Here is a 20,511-nt window from a genome sequence, read left to right as displayed (position 1 = left end):
CCCGGTCGCCGGTATCGGGGGAACCCCCCGCAGGGCCCTGATTTCCCACTCCGATCCCGGTGCCCGCGCCTGACCCGTGGGTAGGCTGACGGATGTGACTGTGATCGACTGGGACGTAGCCGTCAGCACCGGTGTCCGCCTCGTGCGCCCGGGGCCGCAGGTGGAACTGTCCGACGCGCGGCAGGCCGTCGCGCAGTTGCGCGAACTCTCCACCGAGGCCGCCGGACACGTGCGCGACTTCACCGGCTTGAACCCTCTCGTACCGACCGGCCCCGCGGCGATCGTCGACCGCCCCGGCTGGATCCGCGCCAACGTCGACGGGTTCCGGGTCGTGCTCGAACCCGCCCTCGAACAGATGAGCAGCGAACGCTCCGAGACCCCCGGCGCGAACCTGGCGGGCGCCGTCGGGTCCCGTGTGACCGGGATGCAGCTCGGCGCGGTGCTCTCCTACCTGGCCGGGAAGGTCCTGGGCCAGTACGAACTCTTCCTCCCGCCCGACCCCGACGGGAACATGCCGACCGGGCGCCTGACCCTGGTCGCGCCCAACATCGTCAACACCGAACGTGAGATGGACGTCGACCCGCACGACTTCCGCCTCTGGGTCTGCCTGCACGAGGAGACCCACCGGATGCAGTTCACGTCCACGCCGTGGCTGCGCGGGTACGTCCAGGACCTCATGCAGGAACTCCTGCTGTCCTCGGAGCTGGACGCCGCCGTCTTCGCCGACCGCCTGCGCGCTGCGGGCGAGGCCGTGGCCGGGGCGGTCCGCGGCGACGGTGAGGCAGGCGGGCTGCTCACCGCCTTCCAGAGCCAGGAGCAGCAGGAGATCATGGACCGTGTCAGCGCGGTCATGAGCCTGGCCGAGGGGCACGGCGACTACGTCATGGACGCCGTCGGGCCCGAGGTCGTGCCGAGCGTGGAGCGCATCCGCGCCCGGTTCCAGAAGCGCCGGGCGGCCGCCAACCCGCTCGACCGCATCATGCGCCAGCTCCTCGGCATGGACATGAAGATGAAGCAGTACGAGGAGGGCGCCGCCTTCGTGCGCACCGTCGTCGCCCAGGTGGGCATGGCCGAGTTCAACAAGGTGTGGACCTCCCGCGAGACCCTGCCGACGATGGCGGAGATCCGCGACCCGAACGCGTGGATCGACCGCGTGGTGCGCCCCGCCGCCATCGCGGAATGACCGGTCCCGACCCCGCCGTGGCCGCCGTACGTTCGGCGGTGCGGCGGGTTCTGCTCGCCCTGCCCCGGGACACCACCGTGTTCGCGGCGTGCAGCGGTGGCCCCGACTCCCTGGCGCTGGCCGGGGCCCTGGCCTTCGAGGCGCCCCGCCGCGGCCGCCGTGCCGGGGGCGTGACCGTCGACCACGGGCTGCAGGACGGCTCGGCCGAACGGGCCCGCGCTGTCGCCGGGGTCATGGCGGACCTGGGCCTGGACCCCGCGCTGGTCCGCACCGTCCGGGTGGCCGGCCGGGGCGGTCCCGAGGCGGCCGCCCGCACCGCCCGGTACACCGCGCTCGACACCGTCGTCTCCGACCACGCCCCTGCCGCGGTGCTGCTCGGCCACACCCTCGACGACCAGGCCGAGACGGTGCTGCTCGGGCTGGCCCGCGGCTCGGGCGCGCGCTCGCTCGCCGGGATGCCGCCGCGTGCCGGCGCCTACCTGCGTCCCTTCCTCGACCTGGACCGCGAGACCGTGCGCCGCGCCTGCCTGTGCATGGACCTGTCGCCGTGGGAGGACCCGCACAACCACGACCCGCGTTTCGCACGTTCCCGGGTCCGCCACGACGCCCTCCCCGCCCTGGAGAAGACCCTCGGCCCGGGGATCGCACGGGCGCTCGCCCGCACCGCCGGGATGCTGCGCTCGGACGCCGACACCCTCGACGGTCTCGCGGCCGACCTGCGTTGCCGCGCCGGCGACGACCCCGCCGAGGGGCTCTCCGTCGCCGAACTCGAGGCCGCCCCGTCCGCCCTGCGGACCCGGGTCCTCCACCGCGCCGCCCTCGACGCCGGATGCCCCGCCGGGGACCTCAACGCCCGACACGTGCGCGAACTCGACCGCCTGGTGACCGAATGGCGTGGCCAGTCCCACATCGACCTGCCCGGCGGCCTGCGTGGGCGCCGCCGCGACGGCCGGATCACCATCGGGAGGTGACCGGCGCACGGTGCCGGTTCGCTCCGCGTTTATCCTTGGTGCCGCACACGGGGAACCCAGCAGCGAGGAACACGAGCGTGGACGCCAAGGACATGGGTCAGGACCTCGAGAAGGTCCTGGTCACAGAAGAGCAGATCACCACGCGCCTGCAGGAGATGGGCGCGCAGATCGACGCGGACTACGCGGGCCGTGACCTCTTGATCGTGGGCGTGCTCAAGGGAGCCGTCATGGTCATGGCCGACCTCGCACGGGCCCTGCACTCGCCGGCCGCGATGGACTGGATGGCCGTCTCCTCCTACGGGGCGGGCACCAGCTCCTCCGGGGTGGTGCGCATCCTCAAGGACCTCGAGACCGACATCAAGGACCGCGACGTCCTCATCGTCGAGGACGTCATCGACTCCGGGCTCACGCTGTCCTGGCTGGTCGGCAACCTCAAGTCGCGCGGTCCCAAGTCGGTGGAGATCTGCACGATGGTCCGCAAGCCGATGGCCTTCGACGTCGACCTCGACGTGCGCTACGTCGGCTTCGACCTGCCCAACGAGTTCATCGTCGGTTACGGCCTCGACTACGCCGAGCGCTACCGCAACCTGCCCTTCATCGGCACGCTGGCGCCGCACGTCTACGAGGACGACGCCTAGGCGGCGCGGGCGGCCGCGTAGCGCTTCTCACCCCGGTCCCTGCGCCCGTCCGGGGAACAACTCGGCGGGGTGCCGTCGTTGGTTCATTCGACGGCCCCACGCCCCTCGACCGCGCGGGACACCGCTGCCCAAGAGTGGTGTGCCTGCCCGGCGACGTGAGGTGTACCGTCGATGATCCCGGCGACTTCGCGGGGAGCACGTGTCCGATAGGTCCTGCTTCGGAAACTCCTCCGGTGCGGGCTGCTGCCTGGTCAGAAGGGACGGACCCGTCAGGGGACCGCTCACATGAATCTGAAGCGTATTTTCCGCGGCCCGTGGATCTGGATCCTGGCCGTACTCGTCGTCCTCGTCATCGGCTTCCGCGTGTTCGACATCGGCGGCGGGCCCGAGACGCGCGAGGCCGACATCTCGGAGATCTACCAGCTCGTCGAGAACAACGACGTGGTCAGTGCCGAGATCGTCGACCGGGACCAGCGCATCGTGCTCACGACCACGGACGACGAGGTTCTCGAGGCCTACTGGGTCGAGAACCAGGGCATTCAGCTCGCGGAGATGCTCCAGGCGTCGGCCGACAGCGAGGACGGCAACGTCGACTCCTACCAGGTGTCGGTGGCCACGACCCCCGTGTGGACGACCGCGCTGTTCAGCCTCCTGCCCCTGGTCATCCTCATCCTGATCTTCTGGTTCATCTTCAGTCAGATGCAGGGCGGCGGCTCCCGCGTGATGAACTTCGGCAAGTCCAAGGCCAAGCTCATCACCAAGGACACCCCGAAGAACACCTTCTCCGACGTCGCCGGCGCGGACGAGGCGATCGAGGAGCTCCACGAGATCAAGGAGTTCCTGCAGAGCCCCGAGAAGTTCCAGTCCATGGGCGCCAAGATCCCCAAGGGCGTGCTGCTCATGGGTCCGCCCGGCACCGGTAAGACCCTGCTGGCGCGCGCCGTCGCGGGTGAGGCCGGGGTGCCGTTCTACTCCATCTCCGGTTCGGACTTCGTGGAGATGTTCGTCGGTGTGGGCGCCTCGCGCGTGCGCGACCTGTTCGAGCAGGCCAAGGCCAACGCCCCCGCGATCATCTTCATCGACGAGATCGACGCCGTCGGGCGCCACCGCGGCGCCGGCATGGGCGGCGGCCACGACGAGCGCGAGCAGACGCTGAACCAGATGCTCGTCGAGATGGACGGTTTCGACGTCAAGGGCGGCGTCATCCTCATCGCCGCCACCAACCGTCCCGACATCCTCGACCCCGCGCTGCTGCGCCCGGGCCGCTTCGACCGCCAGGTCGTCGTGGACCGCCCCGACATGGACGGCCGCCGCGACATCCTCAAGGTGCACTCGCAGGGCAAGCCGATGGCCGAGGACGTCGACTTCGACGTCATCGCGCGCCAGACCGCCGGCATGACCGGTGCGGACCTGTCCAACGTCATCAACGAGGGCGCCCTGCTGTCGGCCCGCGGCGGCGAGGACGTCATCACCCACTCCGTCCTGGAAGAGGCCATCGAACGGGTGATGGCCGGCCCCGAACGCAAGACCCGGGTGATGTCGGACCACGAGAAGAAGGTCATCGCCTACCACGAGGGCGGCCACGCGCTCGTCGGCCACGCGCTGCCCAACTCCGACCCGGTCCACAAGATCACGATCCTGCCGCGCGGCAGCGCCCTCGGTTACACCATGTCGCTGCCGACCGAGGACAAGTTCCTCACCACGCGTTCGCAGATGATGGACCAGCTCGCGATGATGCTGGGCGGGCGCGCGTCCGAGGAGCTCGTCTTCCACGAGCCCACGACGGGCGCCAACAACGACATCGACAAGGCCACGAGCCTGGCCCGCAACATGGTCACCGAGTACGGCATGAGCGAGCGGCTGGGTGCGCGCAAGTTCGGCACCTCCGGCTCCGAACCGTTCCTGGGCCGGGAGATGTCGCACGCCCCCGAGTACTCCGACGAGATCGCCTCGGTCATCGACGAGGAGGTCCGCCGCCTCATCGAGTCCGCGCACGACGAGGCCTACGAGGTGCTCGTGGAGTACCGCGACGTGCTCGACGAGCTCGTGCTGCAGCTCCTCGAGAAGGAGACGCTCACCAAGTCGCAGGTGCTGGAGGTCTTCGCCACCGTGGAGAAGCGCCCCTCGCGCGGCTCCTTCACCGGGTACGGGAAGCGCCAGCCGTCGGACCGGCCGCCCGTGCGGTCGGACAAGGAGCTCGCGCGCCTCAACGGCACCGAGGTCCAGGGAACGTCGCCCAACGGACAGCTCACCGGCTCGTCCGCAGAGACCGAGGGAGGGGACACGTGAGCGAGATCGAGGACATTCCTCCCAGATCCGTCGACCACGCCCGTATCGAGAAGGCCGTCCGCGAGATCCTGCTCGCGATCGGCGAGGACCCCGACCGCGACGGGCTCCAGCAGACCCCGGCGCGGGTCGCCCGGGCCTACGAGGAGCAGTTCGCCGGCCTGGACCAGAAGCCCGGGGACGTGCTCACCACGTCCTTCGAGGCCGACCACGAAGAGATGGTCCTGGTCAAGGACATCGAGCTCTACTCCACCTGCGAGCACCACCTCGTGCCCTTCTACGGGGTCGCGCACGTGGGGTACATCCCCGGCGCCGACGGGCGCATCACCGGACTGAGCAAGCTGGCCCGCCTCGTGGACGTCTACGCTCGCCGCCCCCAGGTGCAGGAGCGCCTCACCGGGCAGGTCGCCGACGCCATCATGGACTCCCTCGACCCCCGCGGTGTGATCGTGGTCGTCGAGGCCGAGCACCTGTGCATGTCGATGCGCGGCATCCGCAAGCCCGGGGCCAAGACGGTGACCTCCGCGGTCCGGGGTGCGTTCCGCGCCAGCGACCGCACGCGGGCCGAGGCGATGAGCCTCATCCTGGACCGGCGCTGAGCCGCCGCGAACGTACGACCGGAGGGGCCGGGGGCAGCTGCTCCCGGCCCCTCCGCATGCGCGTAGGGTGATCCCCATGGGGCCGAATTACACAGTTCCGGGCCTGCCCGAACAGGGGCGGTGCCAGGTCATGGGGGTCGTCAACGTGACCCCCGATTCCTTCTCCGACGGCGGAGCGTGGTTCGACCACGGCCGTGCGGTCGACCACGGTCTGCGCCTCGTCGAGGAGGGCGCCGACATCATCGACGTGGGCGGTGAGTCCACCCGGCCCGGCGCCCAACGGGTGTCGGCCGAGGAGGAACTGCGCCGGGTCGTCCCGGTGGTCCGCGAGCTCTCCGCGAGCGGCGTGGCCGTCAGCGTCGACACCATGCGGGCCCGGGTCGCGGAGCGTTCCGTCGAGGCCGGCGCCGTACTGGTCAACGACGTGAGCGGCGGGCTGGCCGACCCCGACATGGCACGTCTGGTCGCCTCTTCCGGTGTGGCGTACGTGTTGATGCACTGGCGTGGGCATAGTCATGACATGCAGAGCCGTGCCGTGTACACGGATGTCGTGCAGGAGGTCCTCGATGAGCTCCGTGACCGTATGGAGGCCATGATCGCTGCAGGTGTCGCTCCCGACCAGATCGTTCTGGACCCGGGACTGGGCTTTTCCAAACGCCCCGAGCCGGCGCACAACTGGGCGCTGCTCCACCAGCTCGAACGGTTCCACGAACTCGGCCGCCCCGTACTGGTGGCCGGGTCCCGCAAACGTTTCCTGAGCCGGCTCCTCGGTGCCCCCAAGGGCGAGGACCGGCCCTTCACCGAGTGCGACGCCGCGACCGCCGCCGTCACGACCCTGTCGGCCGACCGGGGTGCCTGGGCGGTGCGGGTGCACGACGTGCGCCCCAACGCCGACGCCGTCCGGGTGGCCTCCGCCTGGTCCGACGGCGGTGCCCGCCTGACCGAGGGCCGCGAGAGCCCCACCGCCCGGGGCGGCCTGTGAATTCGCGGCAGGAGGTCATGGAGCGCGTTGCCGACGCCAACGCGCAGTTCTACAGCGCCATCGAGAACGGCGACATCGACCTGATGCAGGCGGTCTGGGCCGAGGAACACGACGCCCCGGACGTGGTGTGCGTCAACCCCGGCTGGCCCCTGTTGCGCGGGCGCACCGAGATCATGCGGGCGTGGTCGCTGATCATGGCCAACGTGACCTACATCCAGTACGTGCTCACCGAGACGCACATCGGCGTGGCCGGCGACATCGCGATGGTCACCTGCGAGGAGAACGTGCTCACGGCCGAGGACGACAGCCCCGGGTTCGTCGCCGGCGGCCAGGTGGTCACCACCAACCTGTTCGTCGACACCGAGCAGGGGTGGCGTCTGTGGTCGCACCACGCGTCGCCGGTCCTCATGGAGGAGGACGAGGAGGGGGAGGGCACCCCGGATGCGTGACCGCATCACCCTGCGCGGGCTGCGGGCGGTCGGCCACCACGGGGTGTTCGACTTCGAACGCCGCCAGGGCCAGGAGTTCGTCGTGGACGCGGTCCTGCACGTGGACGCCGCCCCGGCCGCGGCCTCCGACGACGTCGAGGACACCGTGCACTACGGGGTGCTCGCCGACCGCCTCGTGGAGGTCGTCACGGGCGAACCCGTCGACCTCATCGAGACGCTCGCCGAACGCCTTGCCCGGGTGTGCCTTGCCGAACCGCTCGTGGAACGCGTGGAGCTGACCGTGCACAAACCGTCCGCACCGATCGAGCACGAGTTTGCGGACGTGGCGGTGACCGTCGACCGGCGGCGCGAGGAGGAACGGTGACCACGGCGGTACTGTCCCTGGGTTCCAACCTGGGCGACCGGTGGGCGACGCTTCAGGGCGCGGTCGACGCGCTGCTCTCGGGCCCGGACGCGCCGCGTGCGGTGGCCCTGTCGCCGGTGTTCGAGACCGCGCCGGTGGGCGGGCCCGAGCAGGGCGCGTTCCTCAACGCGGTGCTGGTCGTGGAGGCCGGCGAGGACCCCCGCGCGCTGCTGGCCCGGGCCCAGGCCGTGGAGCAGGAATTCGACCGGGTCCGCGAGGTGCGCTGGGGCCCGCGCACGCTGGACGTGGACGTCATCGCCTTCGGTGAGACACGTTCCGACGACCCGGTGCTGACCCTGCCCCACCCGCGCGCGCACGAGCGGGCCTTTGTTCTGCGCCCGTGGTTGGAGGCCGACCCCGTGGCCGAGCTGCCCGGCCGGGGGAGCGTCGCCGACCTGCTCGGTGGCCTGGGCGAGGACCAGGAACTGGAGCGCCGGGACGACCTGGCGCTGTCCCTGCCGCGGGGGACGTGATGGCCGACGAGGACCAGGACCCGCAGAACCGGCTCGCTCCCACGGGGTGGCGCCTGCCGGCGCTGCTCGCGGTGTGCGGGGTGCTGGTGGGGCTCCTGGCCAACCAGCTCGTCGCGGGGACCCCGATGGTGCCGTGGTCGGCGATCCCGACCCTGCTCCTCCTGGCACTGGCCGAGCTGTTCACGGCGTCCCGGACCCGGCGCCGCATCCGCCGTGCACCGGGCACCGAACCCATGGAGCCGCTGAGCGCCGCACGCCTGTTGGCGCTGGCCAAGGCCAGTGCGGTGCTCGCCGCGCTCGTCGCGGGTTTCTTCGTCGGGCTGGCCCTGCCGCTGGTGGAGACCCTCGCGCTGCCCGTGCACCGCGAGGTCTTCCTCAACGCCCTCGGCACCTCGGCCTCCGCCGCGCTGCTGCTGGGCGCCGCGCTGTACCTGGAACAGTCCTGCCGGGTTCCCGACGACGAACGCGACGACGACGCGGCCGCCTGACGGGGCTGCTCGGGCACGCGGCCCGGGAGGGTCCTCCGGGGGCTTGCGTACGGATGGTTGACTGGCCTCGTGGAGAGCAGCGAGCCGACCCCGCCGGACGTGACCCCCGGGCCCGCGCGGCCCCCGGGGCCCTTCGACCCGCCCGAGGGCACAGAGTGGAACCGGGTACCCGGGGCCTTGGCGTGGTACCGCCGCGTGGTCGCCGCGGGGGTCTGCCTGCTGGTAGGTGTCCTGGGCGGCGTCATGGCCCTGGTCTGGGCCGGTTGGGCCTGGGCACTGGGCTGGGGCGCGGCCGTCGTGGCCGCGTTCGTCGTCAGCTGGTTCGTGGCGGGGTCGTTCCGGCGTTCCTGGGGGTTCGTGGAAGGACCGTCGGAGCTGTACCTGACCTACGGGGTCCTGCTCCGCCAGCTCGTCGTGGTCCCGTACGGGCGCATGCAGGTCGTCGACATGACCGCCGACATCCTGGAACAGGCGCTCGGCATCGCCACGGTCCGCATCCGCACGGCGGCCAGCACCGCCGACACAAGGGTCCTGGGCCTGCCGCTGGAGCAGGCCGTCCAGCTGCGGGGCCGCCTCGCGGCGCGCAGCGAGAGCTTCTCGACGGGGTTGTAGGTGCACGGACCAGCACAGCCGGAACACGGGGACGCCGACCGCGGGCACGGGGGGACGCCCCGGCCCGGCGGGGGATGGGCCGTACCCGGAGGAGGCCCACCGCCCGGCCCGCCCCAAGGGCCGCCGCCCGGGCCTCCGCCGCCCCCGCCGCCACCGCCAGGACCGCCGCCCGGCGGATGGGCGTACCCGCCCCAGGGGCCGCCGCCACCGCCGCCGGGGCAGGGGCCGCCGCAGTACCCGCACGGGCCCACCTCCGCGCACGGACCGCACGCCGCACAGTGGGCCCCGCCGCCCACCGCGCCACCCGCGCCCCAGGGTCAGTGGCACGCCGCACCGATGCCCCGCACGCTCCAGGACGTCACCACGGGTGTCTTCCGCGCCCACTGGTTCGTCGTCCCGTTCCAGGTCATCGCGGTCACCATCGTGTTCGCCGCGCTCGCCGGGCCGATCCTGGGCCTGTTCGGGTTCGACTGGGTCCTCATGATGACGGTCGGGGTCGTCTTCGGATCGCTCGCCTACTGCCTGCCCGCCTGGTGGTACGCCACGTTCGGGCTGCGCGGCGACCACCTCGTGGTGCACAGCGGCCTCGTCCTGCGCGGATCCCGGGAGATACCGCTCAGCCGGCTCCAGGCCGTCGACGTGGTGCGGCCGCTGCTCATGCAGGTCTTCGGGCTGGCCGAACTCCGTGTGGAACTGGCCGGGGGCGACGGCAGCGTCGTCCGTCTGCGCTGTCTCCGCCACGACCTCGCCGAACGCCTGCGCGTCGCGGTCCTGGCACACGCCGCGGGCCTGCCGGGGCGTGCCCCCGAGGCCCCCGAGTGGCCGTTCTACCGCCTGCCGTTCCCGCTGCTGTTGGGCGCGCTGCTCTTCCGCGTCCCGGTCCTGCTGGCGTTCGTGGCGCTGTTGATGCTGCTGACCGCCGGTGTGGTCTTCGGGGAACCGGGGGTCTTCGGCGCGGTCGTCCCGCTCGTACTCGGCCTGCTCGGCCACTTCTGGGGCCCGCTCACCCGCTACACCGACTTCTACGCCTCGACGTCCGGCGACGGGCTCCGGCTGCGCTACGGCATGTTCCAGCGCCGGATGCAGACGGTGCCGCCCGGCCGCGTCCAGGCCGTGAGGGTCGTGGAACCGCTCCTGTGGCGGGCCCTCGGTGTCGCTCGTGTGGAGGCCAACGTCGCCGGTTACGCGGGCGCACGCCAGGGCGACTCGGCGACCCTGCTCCCGGTGGCGCCCCGCAGCCGCGCGTTCGCCCTGGTCAACGAGGTCTTCCCGGACAGCGACGCGGTGTCCGTGCCGTTGGCGTCGGGTGGCGGCCTGCACCACAGCGACGCCGGCGCCGACGAGCACCTCTTCGTCACCACCCATGGGCTCTTCTGCCGCGTGACGGACGTGGTCCCGGTGGAACGTGTGCAGGCCCTGCGCCTGGCCGAGGGCCCGCTGACCCGGTTCACGGGGCGCCTGACCGTGGGCGCGGACACCCCGCCCGGGCCCGCGGACGGCCGCGCGTACGGGCTGGAGTCCGGCCACGCGCGGTCCGTCCTGGACGCCCTCGTCGCACACGGGCGCCGGGCGCGGAACCCCGACGCGGGCACGGAACGCTGGGCGACCCGCGCGACGCTGACCCGCGGTCGGCACGATCCCCGCAGTCCCTGAGGGTTTTCGGACACGGTCCCGCGACACGCCGACGGTGATCGCCACACCTGCTCCGTGGTGTGGCTGAATAACAGCGAACACAAAGAGTGTTCGCATTACTGCAAAAGGTAAGCAACCGTCGGCGCCTCAGCTCCGACATTCAGGAGAAAGACATGCTGAAGAAGGTTCTCGCCGCCAGTGGGATCGTTGCCGCCGCCGGTGGCGTGCTGTTCACCGGCGCCCCCGCCATGGCCGCCGACGACGTCGTGACCTCCGGCAACGGCAGCGTCCTCTCCGGCAACCAGCTCGTCGCCGACCTCGACGTCCCGATCAACGTCTGCGGCAACTCGGTCGCCGTGCTCGGTGTCTCCGGCGCCAACTGCACCGACTCCGGTGCGTCGGTCAAGCACTAGGGCACCGCTCGCCAGGTAGCTGCGCCAGGCGCCGTCCCGTTTTCGGCGGGGCGGCGCTTCGTCGTGTGTGGGTCGCATGTGTGGCCTGCGGGGCATGTGAGCTATGACACATATGGGGACTGATTTTCTGCCCGTCGGCGACTCCATGTCCGACATGCGACGTCACTTCGGGTCATAACGCCAGGTCACAGCCGGAAAAAATTCGCGGAATCCGGGCCCACAGCGGCGGTGGATGTGGCTCAATGGTTCCTGAACACGGGGAGTGTTCGCAGTCATACAAATCGTCGACTTCCGGACGGTTGGTTCCCCCACGGGAGCCGGTCCATAGGAGAAAACATGCTGAAGAAGGCTTTCGCCGCCAGTGCCATCGTCGCCGCCGCCGGCGGTGTGCTGTTCACCGGTGCCCCCGCCATGGCCAACAGCGACGTTGCCACCTCCGGCAACGGCGGCGTCCTCTCCGGCAACCAGGCCGTGGTGGACGCCGACGTGCCCGTCAACGTCTGCGGCAACTCCATCGCGATCCTGGGTGTCTCCGGCGCCAACTGCATCGACTCCGGCTCCACCGTCAAGAACTGGTAGTTCCGTGAGTGAACGCGCTCCTGCCTGACCGGCCCGCCCCGAGGGGCCCTGACGGGCGTCCGGTCGGCGAGCGTGAGTGTGTGGGCGCCATCCCGTGTCGTGGGGTGGCGCCTCTGCTGTGTCCGGGGGTGCTTCGGTCGACTCGAAGGCCAACCTCGCGGAGGCCGAAACCCCAGCCACCATGTGCTGACAAATACGGCACGAAACGACACTCTTCGTCATTTTCACAGGTCACAGCCGAGTTACATTCAACGGTTCCGATCACGAACAGTCGGTACCTGTGACTGAATGGCACATGAGCACCGTGAGTGCTCGATTTTCCACTGACAGTCAAAGCTCGGTTCCGCCCCACACGGGCCGGGCCATCAGGAGAGACACATGCTGAAGAAGGCTCTCGCCGCCAGTGCCATCGCTGCCGCTGCCGGGGGTGTGCTGTTCACCGGCGCCCCCGCCATGGCCGGCGACGTCGCGACCTCCGGCAACGGCGGCATCGTCTCGGGCAACCAGCTCGTCGCCGACCTCGACGTGCCGGTCAACGCCTGCGGCAACTCCATCGGCCTCCTGGGCATCTCCAGCGCCAACTGCGCCGGGTCCGGCGCCACCGTCAAGTAGGCGCTTCCGGCCGGGCCGTACGGGGGCGCCACCGTAGGGCCCCGAGCCGGGTACAGCCACGGGGTGCCGTCCCTCCCAGGGGCGGCACCCCTTCCGTGTGTCCGTGCCCCGCTCAGCCCGACCCGCCCGGCCGGACCGTTACCCCCGTTCGGGTCCGGCGAGAATCCTCCGGGCCGGTCACGCAGCGCCACAGAACATCGGCGGACGTATGCACCTACATCCCGATCGGCACCCCGCCCTGCCGCTACACAAAGTCAGGCCCACCGACTCTTTCGTGATCATCCCAGCTCAAGGGGGTTACTGCGGGGCGTGCTGTCGGTAGGTTCCCAGTCGGCGCCCCCCAGAAGGTGCCCTCGGGAAACACACGCGGTCCGGCGGTCCCCCCGACCGGACCCAGAAGGAGAACGCCTAGTGCTCAAGAAGACGCTTGCCACCGGTGCCGTCGCCCTGGCCTCCGCCGGGGTCCTCCTCGCCGCACCGGCCGCCGCGCACGCCGGTGCCTGGACGCACCCCCACGGCTCCGACGTGAGCGGCAACCTCGCCTACATCAACGGGGTCGAGAACGAGAACGAAGGCTGCGGCAACGGCAACGCCGTGCTCGGCCAGACGCAGTCCTCGTGCTTCAACACGGGCGTGATCATCCAGGACTGACCGGGCGGGGACCGGCAGGAACATACAGGGGGCGGGCGCCGCGGTGCCCGCCCCCGCACGTGTCCGCGGGGCCGCTATCGTGTGCTCAGGCGTCACGGACCGGAGAACGGGCCGGACACACCTGATCACCGAGGGGGCACGCACGATGGAGTCGACGCAGGGGCGTCCCGCACGGCTGCGGGTCGGGGTCATCGGTCCCGGCCGGGTCGGATCGGTCCTCGCCCAGGCGCTCGGCCGGGCCGGGCACGAGGTCGTCGCGGCCGCGGCGGTCTCCGAACGCTCCCGCGGGTACGTGGAGGAGCGGCTGCCGGGCGCCCGCATCATGGAACCCGCCGACGTCGTCGCCGCCGGCGACCTCGTCCTGCTCACCGTCCCCGACGACGCTCTCGCCGACGTGGCCGAAGGGCTCGCGGGCACCGGGGCCGACCTGCGCGGAACCATCCTCGTGCACGCCAGCGGAGCCCACGGGTACGGGGTGCTCGCCCCCGCCACCGTCGTCGGAGCACTGCCGCTGGCGCTGCACCCCGCCATGACCTTCACCGGCCGCGACGAGGACATCGCACGCCTGGCCGACTGCGCGTTCGGCGTCACCGCACCCGACCAGCTCCGCCCCATCGCCGAGGCCCTCGTCGTCGAGATGGGCGCGGAACCGGTGTGGATCGCCGAGGACAAGCGCACGCTCTACCACGCGGCCCTGGCCGGCGGCGCGAACCACCTGGTCACCCTGGTCGCCGAGAGCGCCGGGCTCCTGGAGTCGGCGGGGGTGCCCGACCCCGGCCGCCTGCTCGCTCCCATGCTCAGCGCGTCCCTCGACAACGCCCTGCGCCTGGGCATCCACGGCCTCAGCGGACCGGTCCTGCGCGGTGACTCCGGCACCGTGGCTGGCCACATCGAACAGCTCCGGGAGAACGCCCCCGAGAGCGTGGCCAGCTACATCGAGCTCGCCCGTCTCACCGCCGACCGCGCCATCACGGCGGGCATGCTCAAACCCGAGGACGCCGAACGCCTCCTCGACGTGCTGCGCCGCTGACCCGACCACCGCCCCAGCCCGGGACCGGGACCCACCCCCGCCCGGGCACGACCGAGGAAGCGCCCATGACCGCATCCGCCCCGCACGGCCCCGTCGTCGCCCGCACCCCCGGGGAACTGCGTTCCGCCCTCGCCGGCGCCGGCCGCGTCGGGCTGGTCCCCACGATGGGTGCCCTGCACGGCGGGCACCGCAGCCTCGTGCGCCTGGCCCGCGAGCACGCAGACACGGTGGTCGTGAGCGTCTTCGTCAACCCGCTCCAGTTCGGCCCCGACGAGGACTACGGGCGTTACCCCCGCGACCTGGACGCCGACGTCCGGGTGCTGGCCGAGGAGAAGGCCGACGTGGTCTTCGCGCCCGCGACGGAGACCATGTACCCGGCCCCGCAGATGGTCACGGTCGACGCCGGAACCATGGGCGAACGCCTGGAGGGCGCCTCCCGCCCGGGCCACTTCACCGGGGTGCTCACCGTCGTGGCCAAGCTCTTCCACCTCGTGCGCCCCGACCTCGCCGTCTTCGGGGAGAAGGACGCCCAGCAGATCGCCCTCGTGCGCCGTATGGTCGCCGACCTCGACCTGCCCGTGGAGATCGTCGGGGCGCCCCTGCAGCGCGACGCCGACGGCCTGGCCTCCTCCAGCCGCAACGGCTACCTGTCGGAGGCCGAACGCACGAGCGCCCTGTCCCTCCCGCGTGCCCTGCAGGCCGGACGCGAGGCCGCGCCAGGGGGCGCCGACGCCGTGCGCGCGGCCGCCCGCAAGGTCCTGGACGAGGCCGCCGACGCGACCCCGCCGGTCCAGCTCGACTACCTCGCCCTGGTCGACCCGGCCACCTTCGAGGAGGCGCCGGCCGACCACACCGGCACCGCCGTCCTGGCCGTAGCCGCCCGCGTGGGCACGACCAGACTCATCGACAACACCTCGGTGCCCCTCTGAACGCACCGCAGGCCCCCCCTTCCCGAGAGAGACAGATGAGCGCACCGACGCCGCCCCGCCCCACCCGGCTCGACGCCCCCGCCCCCGGGTGGTCCGTCGGTGCCGACACCGTCGTGGTCGGTTCGGGCATCGCGGGGCTGAGCACAGCCCTGGCCCACACCCGGCACCGCCCCGGCGGCCGGGTCGTGCTCGTGACCAAGGAGCTGCTCTCCCACGGGTCCACGGCCTACGCACAGGGCGGGATCGCCGCCGCGATGGACCCGGGCGACCGCCCCGTCGCGCACATGGTCGACACCCACCTCGCCGGCGCCGGACTGTGCGACCCGCTCGCGGTGCACGTGCTCGCCACCGAGGGCCCGGAGGCGCTGCGCCGGCTCATCGCCCTGGGCGCCGAGTTCGACCGTTCGAGCACCGGTGACCTGGCCCTGACCCGGGAGGGCGGCCACCGTGCCGACCGCATCGCCCACGCCGGGGGAGACGCGACCGGGGCCGAGATCCAGCGCGCCCTCGTCGAGGCGGTCCGGGCGGAGGAACGCATCGAGACCATCGAGCACGCCGTGGCCCTCGACGTCCTGCGCGACCCCGCGACGCAGGCCGTGGGCGGTGTGACCCTGCACGTCATGGGCGAGGGCGAACGCGACGGCGTGGGCGCGGTGCACGCCCCGGCGGTGGTGCTGGCCAGCGGCGGCCTGGGACAGGTCTTCGCGTCCACGACCAACCCGCCCGTGTCCACCGGCGACGGCCTCGCCCTGGCCGCCCGTGCGGGTGCCCGCCTGCGCGACCTGGAGTTCGTCCAGTTCCACCCCACCGTCCTGTGGCTCGGCCCGGACGCGCGCGGCCGCCAACCCCTCGTCTCGGAGGCGCTGCGCGGTGAAGGCGCCCACCTCGTCGACGCCGGGGGCCGCGGGATCATGGACGGGGTGCACGAGCTCGCCGACCTGGCCCCACGCGACGTCGTGGCCCGCACCATCGCCCGGGTCATGGCCGAGCAGGGCACCGACCACGTGTACCTGGAGACCCGCCACTTCGGCCGCCGGACCTGGGAACGCCGCTTCCCCACGATCCTGGCCTCCTGCCGCGAGCACGGAATCGACCCGCTGGAACAGCCGCTTCCGGTCGCGCCCGCCGCCCACTACGCCTCCGGCGGGGTGGAGGTCGACGTGGACGGGCGCACCTCGGTCCCGGGTCTCTGGGCGGTCGGCGAGGTCTCCCGCACCGGTGTGCACGGCGCCAACCGGCTGGCCTCCAACTCGCTGCTGGAGGGCCTCGTGCAGGCCGAGCGGAGCGCCGTCCGCCTGGCCGCCGAACGCCCCAGCACCGCCGCGGACCCGGCTACGCTCGAACCGGCCGCCACCGCCCTGCCGCCCGTCGACCCCGCCCTCGTCCCCCGCCTGCGGTCCCTGATGTCGCAGCACGCCGGGGTCCTGCGCACCGGGGAGGGCCTCACCGCCCTGACCCGGGAGCTCGGCACCCTCGCGGCCCACGGGGCGCCCACACCCGGCACGTCCTCCTGGGAGGCGGCCAACCTGCTGACCGTGGCCCGCCTGGTGGCCTCGGCGGCCCTGAGCCGCACGGAGAGCCGCGGCTCCCACCAGCGTGCCGACCACCCCGACCCCCGCCCCGGCCTGCGCTCCACCGCCGTCATCGTCCGACAGGAAGGCGACACCCCCGTGACCGCACTCGAGGACACCGTCCCGCCCCTGCCGCCCGCCCTGCGCGCCGAGCTGGACGGCATCTCCTTCCCCCTGGCCGCCCCCGAGGGCGAACGCGACCCGGACGCCCGCGCCGAGTTCACGCTGCCCTGGACCGCGCCCCACCGGTCCCACGTGGACACGGTCCGCCGTGCCCTGGGCGAGGACCTCACCGCGGGCCCCGGCATCGACGTCACGACCGTGGCCACGATCCCCGCCGACCAGGTCCGTACCGCACACGTGGCCGCCCGCGCCGACGGCACCATCAGCGGCCTGGCCCTCGCCGAACTGGTCTTCTGGCTCGTGGCCGAGGGCGCCGTCGAGGTGGAGCGCAGCGCCGCCGACGGCGACCGGGTCCGCCGCGGCGACGTCCTCATGACCGTCACCGCCCGCACCCGCGACCTCCTCACCGCCGAGCGCACCGCCCTCAACTTCCTCACCCACATGTCCGGGATCGCCACCGCCACCCGCACCTGGGTCGACGCCGTGGCCGGCACCGGCGCGCGCGTGCGCGACAGCCGCAAGACCCGCCCCGGCCTGCGCGCCCTGGACAAGTACGCCGTGCGCTGCGGCGGGGGCACCAACCACCGCTACTGCCTCAGCGACGCCGGCCTGATCAAGGACAACCACGTCGTCGCCGCGGGCGGGGTCGGCGCCGCCGTGCGCGCGATCCGCGAGCGCTTCCCCGAGCTGCCCCTGGAGGTCGAGGTCGACCGGCTCGATCAGGTCGAGGAGGCCCTGGAGGCCGGGGCCGAGGAGATCCTCCTGGACAACTTCGTCCCAGCCGACCTGCGCAAGGCCGTGGAACTGGTCGACGGCCGCGCGCTCCTCGAGTCCTCCGGCGGCCTCACCCTGGACACGGCCGCCGAGGTCGCCGCCACGGGTGTGGACCTGCTCGCCGTCGGCGGCCTCACCCACTCCAGCCCCGCCCTTGACCTCGCCCTCGACCTGGCCTGAGCGCCCGCGCCGGCAGAGGATTCCTGGATGACACGCCACTTCGACCACGGATGAGGGTCCACAGAATGCTGCTCGCGATCGACGTCGGCAATTCCGAGACGGTGCTCGGCCTCTTCGACGGCGAAGAGCTCGTCGAACACTGGAGAGTGGGTACCGACACCCGCCGTACCGCCGACGAGTGGGCCGTGGTGCTCAACGGGCTCGTGTCCGGCAGCGCCGTGGCCGGGCCGGACGGGGTCGACGGCATCGCCCTGTGCTGCTCGGTGCCCTCCGTCCAGCACGAGATGCGGGAGATGTTCCGGCGCAGCTACGGCGACGTCCCCGCCGTCATCGTCGAACCGGGCGTGCGCACCGGTGTGCCGATCAGGATGGACAACCCCAAAGAGGTCGGCAGCGACCGCATCGTCAACGCGCTCGCCGCGAGCCACCTCTACGGCGGTCCCACCGTGGTCGTGGACTTCGGCACCGCCACGACCTTCGACGCGGTGAGCGCCAAGGGCGAGTACGTCGGCGGCGCCATCGCCCCGGGCATCGACATCTCGGTCGACGCACTGTCGCAGCGCGGCGCCCAGCTCCACATGGTCGAGGTCGTGCGCCCGCGTGCCGCGATCGCCAAGAACACCACCGAGGCGCTCCGTTCGGGCATCGTCTTCGGGTTCGCCGGCCAGGTGGACGGGATCGTCGACCGGATGGTCGCCGAGCTCACCGACAGCCCCGACGACGTGACGGTCGTGGCCACCGGGGGCCTCGCCGGAACCGTCGTGGGCGAGTGCGAGACCGTCGACGTGCACGAACCCTGGCTGACGCTCACCGGGCTGCGGCTGGTCTTCGCCCGCAACGCCGCCTGAGCCGGGACCGTGTGGTGCGGCCCCGGTCAGTCGGGGCCCCCGGCGCCGGTAGGATCGTCCGCGTGAATCACGCGCACGACGACACCTACGACGACCTGCCCGAACAGATGCGCGTCCGGCGGCAGAAGCTGGACCGTCTGCGGGAGGAGGGCATCGACCCCTTCCCCGTGACCTTCCCTCGCGACACGTCGATCGGCACCGTGCGTGACAAACACCAGGGTCTGGAGCCCGACACGGGCACCGGTGACCGTGTCGCGATCGCGGGCCGCGTCATGCTCTACCGCGCCGGCGGCAAGCTCTGCTTCGCCACCCTGCGCGACGAGACCGGCGACCTCCAGGTCATGCTGTCCCTGGACAAGGTCGGCAAGGAGCGCCTGGACGCCTGGAAGGCCGACGTCGACCTGGGCGACCACGTCGGTGTGGAGGGCGAGGTCATCACCTCCCGCCGCGGCGAGCTGTCCATCATGGTCGACAGCTGGACGCTCACGGCCAAGTGCCTGCGCCCGCTCCCGGAGAAGCACAAGGGCCTGACCGACCCCGAGGCCCGGGTGCGCCAGCGCTACGTCGACCTCATCGTCAACCCCGAGTCGCAGGAGATGGTGCGCAGCCGCTCGGCCGCCATCCGCGCGATCCGGGAGGGGCTCAACACCCGCGACTTCATCGAGGTCGAGACCCCCATGCTCATGCGGGTGCACGGCGGCGCCACGGCGCGCCCGTTCACCACGCACATCAACGCCTACGACATGGACCTCTACCTGCGCATCGCGCCGGAGCTGTCCCTCAAGCGCCTGGTCGTGGGCGGCCTGGAGAAGGTCTACGAGATCAACCGGAACTTCCGGAACGAGGGTGCGGACTCCACGCACAACCCCGAGTTCACGATGCTGGAGTTCTACCAGGCCTACGCCGACTACAACGTCATGGCGGACGTGACCCGGGAGATCGTCCAGGAGGCGGCACGCGCCGTCTTCGGTTCGACCGTGATCGAGCGCGACGGCGTCACCTACGACCTGGGCGGGGAGTGGCCGGAGGTCACCCTGTACGGGGCGGTCTCCGAGGCGCTGGGCGCCGACGTCGACCCGCGTACCCCGGTCGAGGAGGTCCGCCGGCTGGCCGAGGCCAAGGGTGTGGAGTTCGACCACGCCTGGGGCCAGGGCAAGCTCGTCGAGCACGTCTTCGAGGAGCTGGTCGAGCACACGATCATGCAGCCCACGTTCGTGCGGGACTTCCCGGTCGAGACCAGCCCGCTCACCCGCCAGCACCGCGAGGACCCGCTGCTCACCGAGAAGTGGGACCTCATCGGCTTCGGCATGGAGATGGGCACCGGCTACTCCGAGCTGGTCGACCCGGTCGAGCAGCGCCGCCGCCTCACCGAGCAGTCCCTCATGGCCGCGGAGGGCGACCCCGAGGCGATGCAGCTGGACGAGGACTTCCTGCGGGCCCTGGAGTACGGCATGCCGCCCTCGGGCGGTGTGGGCGTCGGCATCGACCGCCTGCTCATGGCCTTCACCGGCAAGGGCATCCGCGAGACCGTGCTCTTCCCGATCGTCAAGCCCTCCGGGGACTGAGCCGGGGACACGGCCGCGAGAGGAACCCCGGGCCACCACGGGCGCACCGTGTGGTCCGGGGTTCCGTGCGTGCTCGGAGGTGACCCCGCGTGAACGTGTCCGGTCCCACCCGGAGGCGTCTCACCGTTCGGTCAGATCGTCTCGCCCCCTGGTCACGGCAGGGTCGCCGCCGGGACAGGTCGACATTTTTCCCGGTCACGGGCTGTACTCGGGGCGCCTGGGTCGATGAAGATTGTTTACGCAGGTCACGGTCGGACCCGATCGTTTTCTCCGAGCGCCTGGTCACCCCTTGGCTTTGCGCGATCACACATGGTCATTTATCGGGCCTTGACGGTCGGAACTCCGCGGCTTAGCGTGCTGATTGGCGGACTCAGGTCCGTCCGATTGCCTAAGTGGAAACAGATCGACGGTGGGCGAGCACCGGGCCGGGCCCAGGCCCTTCCGGACTCGTACACGCCGAACGCCCCGAAGGTGAGCTGACCGTCCCAGCTCACGGATCCGGGGCGTGCGGGCTCCGCTG

21 protein-coding genes are annotated in these 20,511 nt (G+C 71.9%); all 21 read left to right on the top strand.

Features of this window, described 5'->3' with window-relative positions; genetic code table 11:
- The first annotated feature begins 100 nt into the window (after positions 1-100).
- The 21 genes from IDM40_RS03895 (at position 101) to lysX (ending at position 19,991) form a co-directional block, all read left to right on the top strand.
- The gene (locus IDM40_RS03895; protein WP_193120724.1) at positions 101-1,183 is read left to right on the top strand and encodes a zinc-dependent metalloprotease; all 1,083 of its coding nucleotides are present in this window, start codon (positions 101-103) and stop codon (positions 1,181-1,183) included.
- Complete coding sequence (gene tilS, locus IDM40_RS03890) at positions 1,180-2,154, top strand: tRNA lysidine(34) synthetase TilS (protein WP_193120508.1); 975 nt, start codon at positions 1,180-1,182, stop codon at positions 2,152-2,154. The genes IDM40_RS03895 and tilS overlap by 4 nt, the downstream gene beginning before the upstream one ends.
- 77 nt (positions 2,155-2,231) lie before the next feature.
- Positions 2,232-2,792 (top strand): hypoxanthine phosphoribosyltransferase, encoded by a 561-nt coding sequence (gene hpt / locus IDM40_RS03885; protein WP_193120507.1) that lies wholly within the window; start codon positions 2,232-2,234, stop codon positions 2,790-2,792.
- Positions 2,793-3,077: 285 nt separating this feature from the next.
- Positions 3,078-5,081, top strand: a complete 2,004-nt coding sequence (ftsH, locus tag IDM40_RS03880; protein ID WP_193120506.1) for an ATP-dependent zinc metalloprotease FtsH — start codon at positions 3,078-3,080, stop codon at positions 5,079-5,081.
- Positions 5,078-5,677 (top strand): GTP cyclohydrolase I FolE, encoded by a 600-nt coding sequence (folE, locus tag IDM40_RS03875; RefSeq protein WP_017613821.1) that lies wholly within the window; start codon positions 5,078-5,080, stop codon positions 5,675-5,677. The genes ftsH and folE overlap by 4 nt, the downstream gene beginning before the upstream one ends.
- Positions 5,678-5,753: 76 nt before the next feature.
- The gene (gene folP, locus IDM40_RS03870; RefSeq protein ID WP_235997296.1) at positions 5,754-6,659 is read left to right on the top strand and encodes a dihydropteroate synthase; all 906 of its coding nucleotides are present in this window, start codon (positions 5,754-5,756) and stop codon (positions 6,657-6,659) included.
- Positions 6,656-7,108, top strand: a complete 453-nt coding sequence (locus IDM40_RS03865) for a nuclear transport factor 2 family protein (RefSeq protein ID WP_193120505.1) — start codon at positions 6,656-6,658, stop codon at positions 7,106-7,108. The genes folP and IDM40_RS03865 overlap by 4 nt, the downstream gene beginning before the upstream one ends.
- On the top strand, positions 7,101-7,472 hold the full coding sequence (gene folB, locus IDM40_RS03860; protein ID WP_193120504.1) for a dihydroneopterin aldolase: 372 nt from the start codon (positions 7,101-7,103) through the stop codon (positions 7,470-7,472). The genes IDM40_RS03865 and folB overlap by 8 nt, the downstream gene beginning before the upstream one ends.
- Complete coding sequence (gene folK / locus IDM40_RS03855; RefSeq protein ID WP_193120503.1) at positions 7,469-7,984, top strand: 2-amino-4-hydroxy-6-hydroxymethyldihydropteridine diphosphokinase; 516 nt, start codon at positions 7,469-7,471, stop codon at positions 7,982-7,984. Before folB ends, folK begins: the two co-directional genes overlap by 4 nt.
- A complete protein-coding gene (locus tag IDM40_RS03850; RefSeq protein ID WP_193120502.1) occupies positions 7,984-8,472 on the top strand; it encodes a DUF3180 family protein in 489 nt (162 codons plus the stop codon). The genes folK and IDM40_RS03850 overlap by 1 nt, the downstream gene beginning before the upstream one ends.
- Positions 8,473-8,541: 69 nt before the next feature.
- Positions 8,542-9,084, top strand: a complete 543-nt coding sequence (locus tag IDM40_RS03845) for a PH domain-containing protein (RefSeq protein ID WP_407939928.1) — start codon at positions 8,542-8,544, stop codon at positions 9,082-9,084.
- Between the two features lie 336 nt (positions 9,085-9,420).
- Positions 9,421-10,737, top strand: coding sequence for a PH domain-containing protein (locus tag IDM40_RS03840; RefSeq protein ID WP_193120501.1), 1,317 nt, complete (start codon positions 9,421-9,423; stop codon positions 10,735-10,737).
- A gap of 152 nt (positions 10,738-10,889) precedes the next feature.
- Positions 10,890-11,129 (top strand): chaplin family protein, encoded by a 240-nt coding sequence (locus tag IDM40_RS03835; protein WP_193120500.1) that lies wholly within the window; start codon positions 10,890-10,892, stop codon positions 11,127-11,129.
- A gap of 336 nt (positions 11,130-11,465) precedes the next feature.
- A complete protein-coding gene (locus tag IDM40_RS03830) occupies positions 11,466-11,708 on the top strand; it encodes a chaplin (RefSeq protein WP_193120499.1) in 243 nt (80 codons plus the stop codon).
- A gap of 378 nt (positions 11,709-12,086) precedes the next feature.
- Complete coding sequence (locus tag IDM40_RS03825; RefSeq protein ID WP_193120498.1) at positions 12,087-12,320, top strand: chaplin family protein; 234 nt, start codon at positions 12,087-12,089, stop codon at positions 12,318-12,320.
- Positions 12,321-12,731: 411 nt separating this feature from the next.
- Entirely contained in the window at positions 12,732-12,971 is a 240-nt protein-coding gene (locus tag IDM40_RS03820) for a hypothetical protein (protein ID WP_193120497.1), read from the top strand.
- A 145-nt stretch (positions 12,972-13,116) separates the two neighbouring features.
- Complete coding sequence (locus IDM40_RS03815; protein ID WP_193120496.1) at positions 13,117-14,001, top strand: Rossmann-like and DUF2520 domain-containing protein; 885 nt, start codon at positions 13,117-13,119, stop codon at positions 13,999-14,001.
- Between the two features lie 65 nt (positions 14,002-14,066).
- A complete protein-coding gene (gene panC, locus IDM40_RS03810) occupies positions 14,067-14,930 on the top strand; it encodes a pantoate--beta-alanine ligase (RefSeq protein ID WP_193120495.1) in 864 nt (287 codons plus the stop codon).
- A 35-nt stretch (positions 14,931-14,965) separates the two neighbouring features.
- Positions 14,966-17,578, top strand: coding sequence for an L-aspartate oxidase (locus IDM40_RS03805; RefSeq protein ID WP_193120494.1), 2,613 nt, complete (start codon positions 14,966-14,968; stop codon positions 17,576-17,578).
- Positions 17,579-17,643: 65 nt separating this feature from the next.
- On the top strand, positions 17,644-18,426 hold the full coding sequence (locus IDM40_RS03800) for a type III pantothenate kinase (RefSeq protein WP_193120721.1): 783 nt from the start codon (positions 17,644-17,646) through the stop codon (positions 18,424-18,426).
- Positions 18,427-18,488: 62 nt separating this feature from the next.
- The gene (lysX, locus tag IDM40_RS03795; protein ID WP_193120493.1) at positions 18,489-19,991 is read left to right on the top strand and encodes a bifunctional lysylphosphatidylglycerol synthetase/lysine--tRNA ligase LysX; all 1,503 of its coding nucleotides are present in this window, start codon (positions 18,489-18,491) and stop codon (positions 19,989-19,991) included.
- Positions 19,992-20,511 lie beyond the last annotated feature (520 nt).

The sequence above is a fragment of the Nocardiopsis coralli genome (genome assembly GCF_014892575.1).
In the GTDB taxonomy this organism is placed as follows: Bacteria; Actinomycetota; Actinomycetes; order Streptosporangiales; family Streptosporangiaceae; genus Nocardiopsis; species Nocardiopsis coralli.
This window is presented reverse-complemented; position numbering and strand designations above follow the sequence as displayed.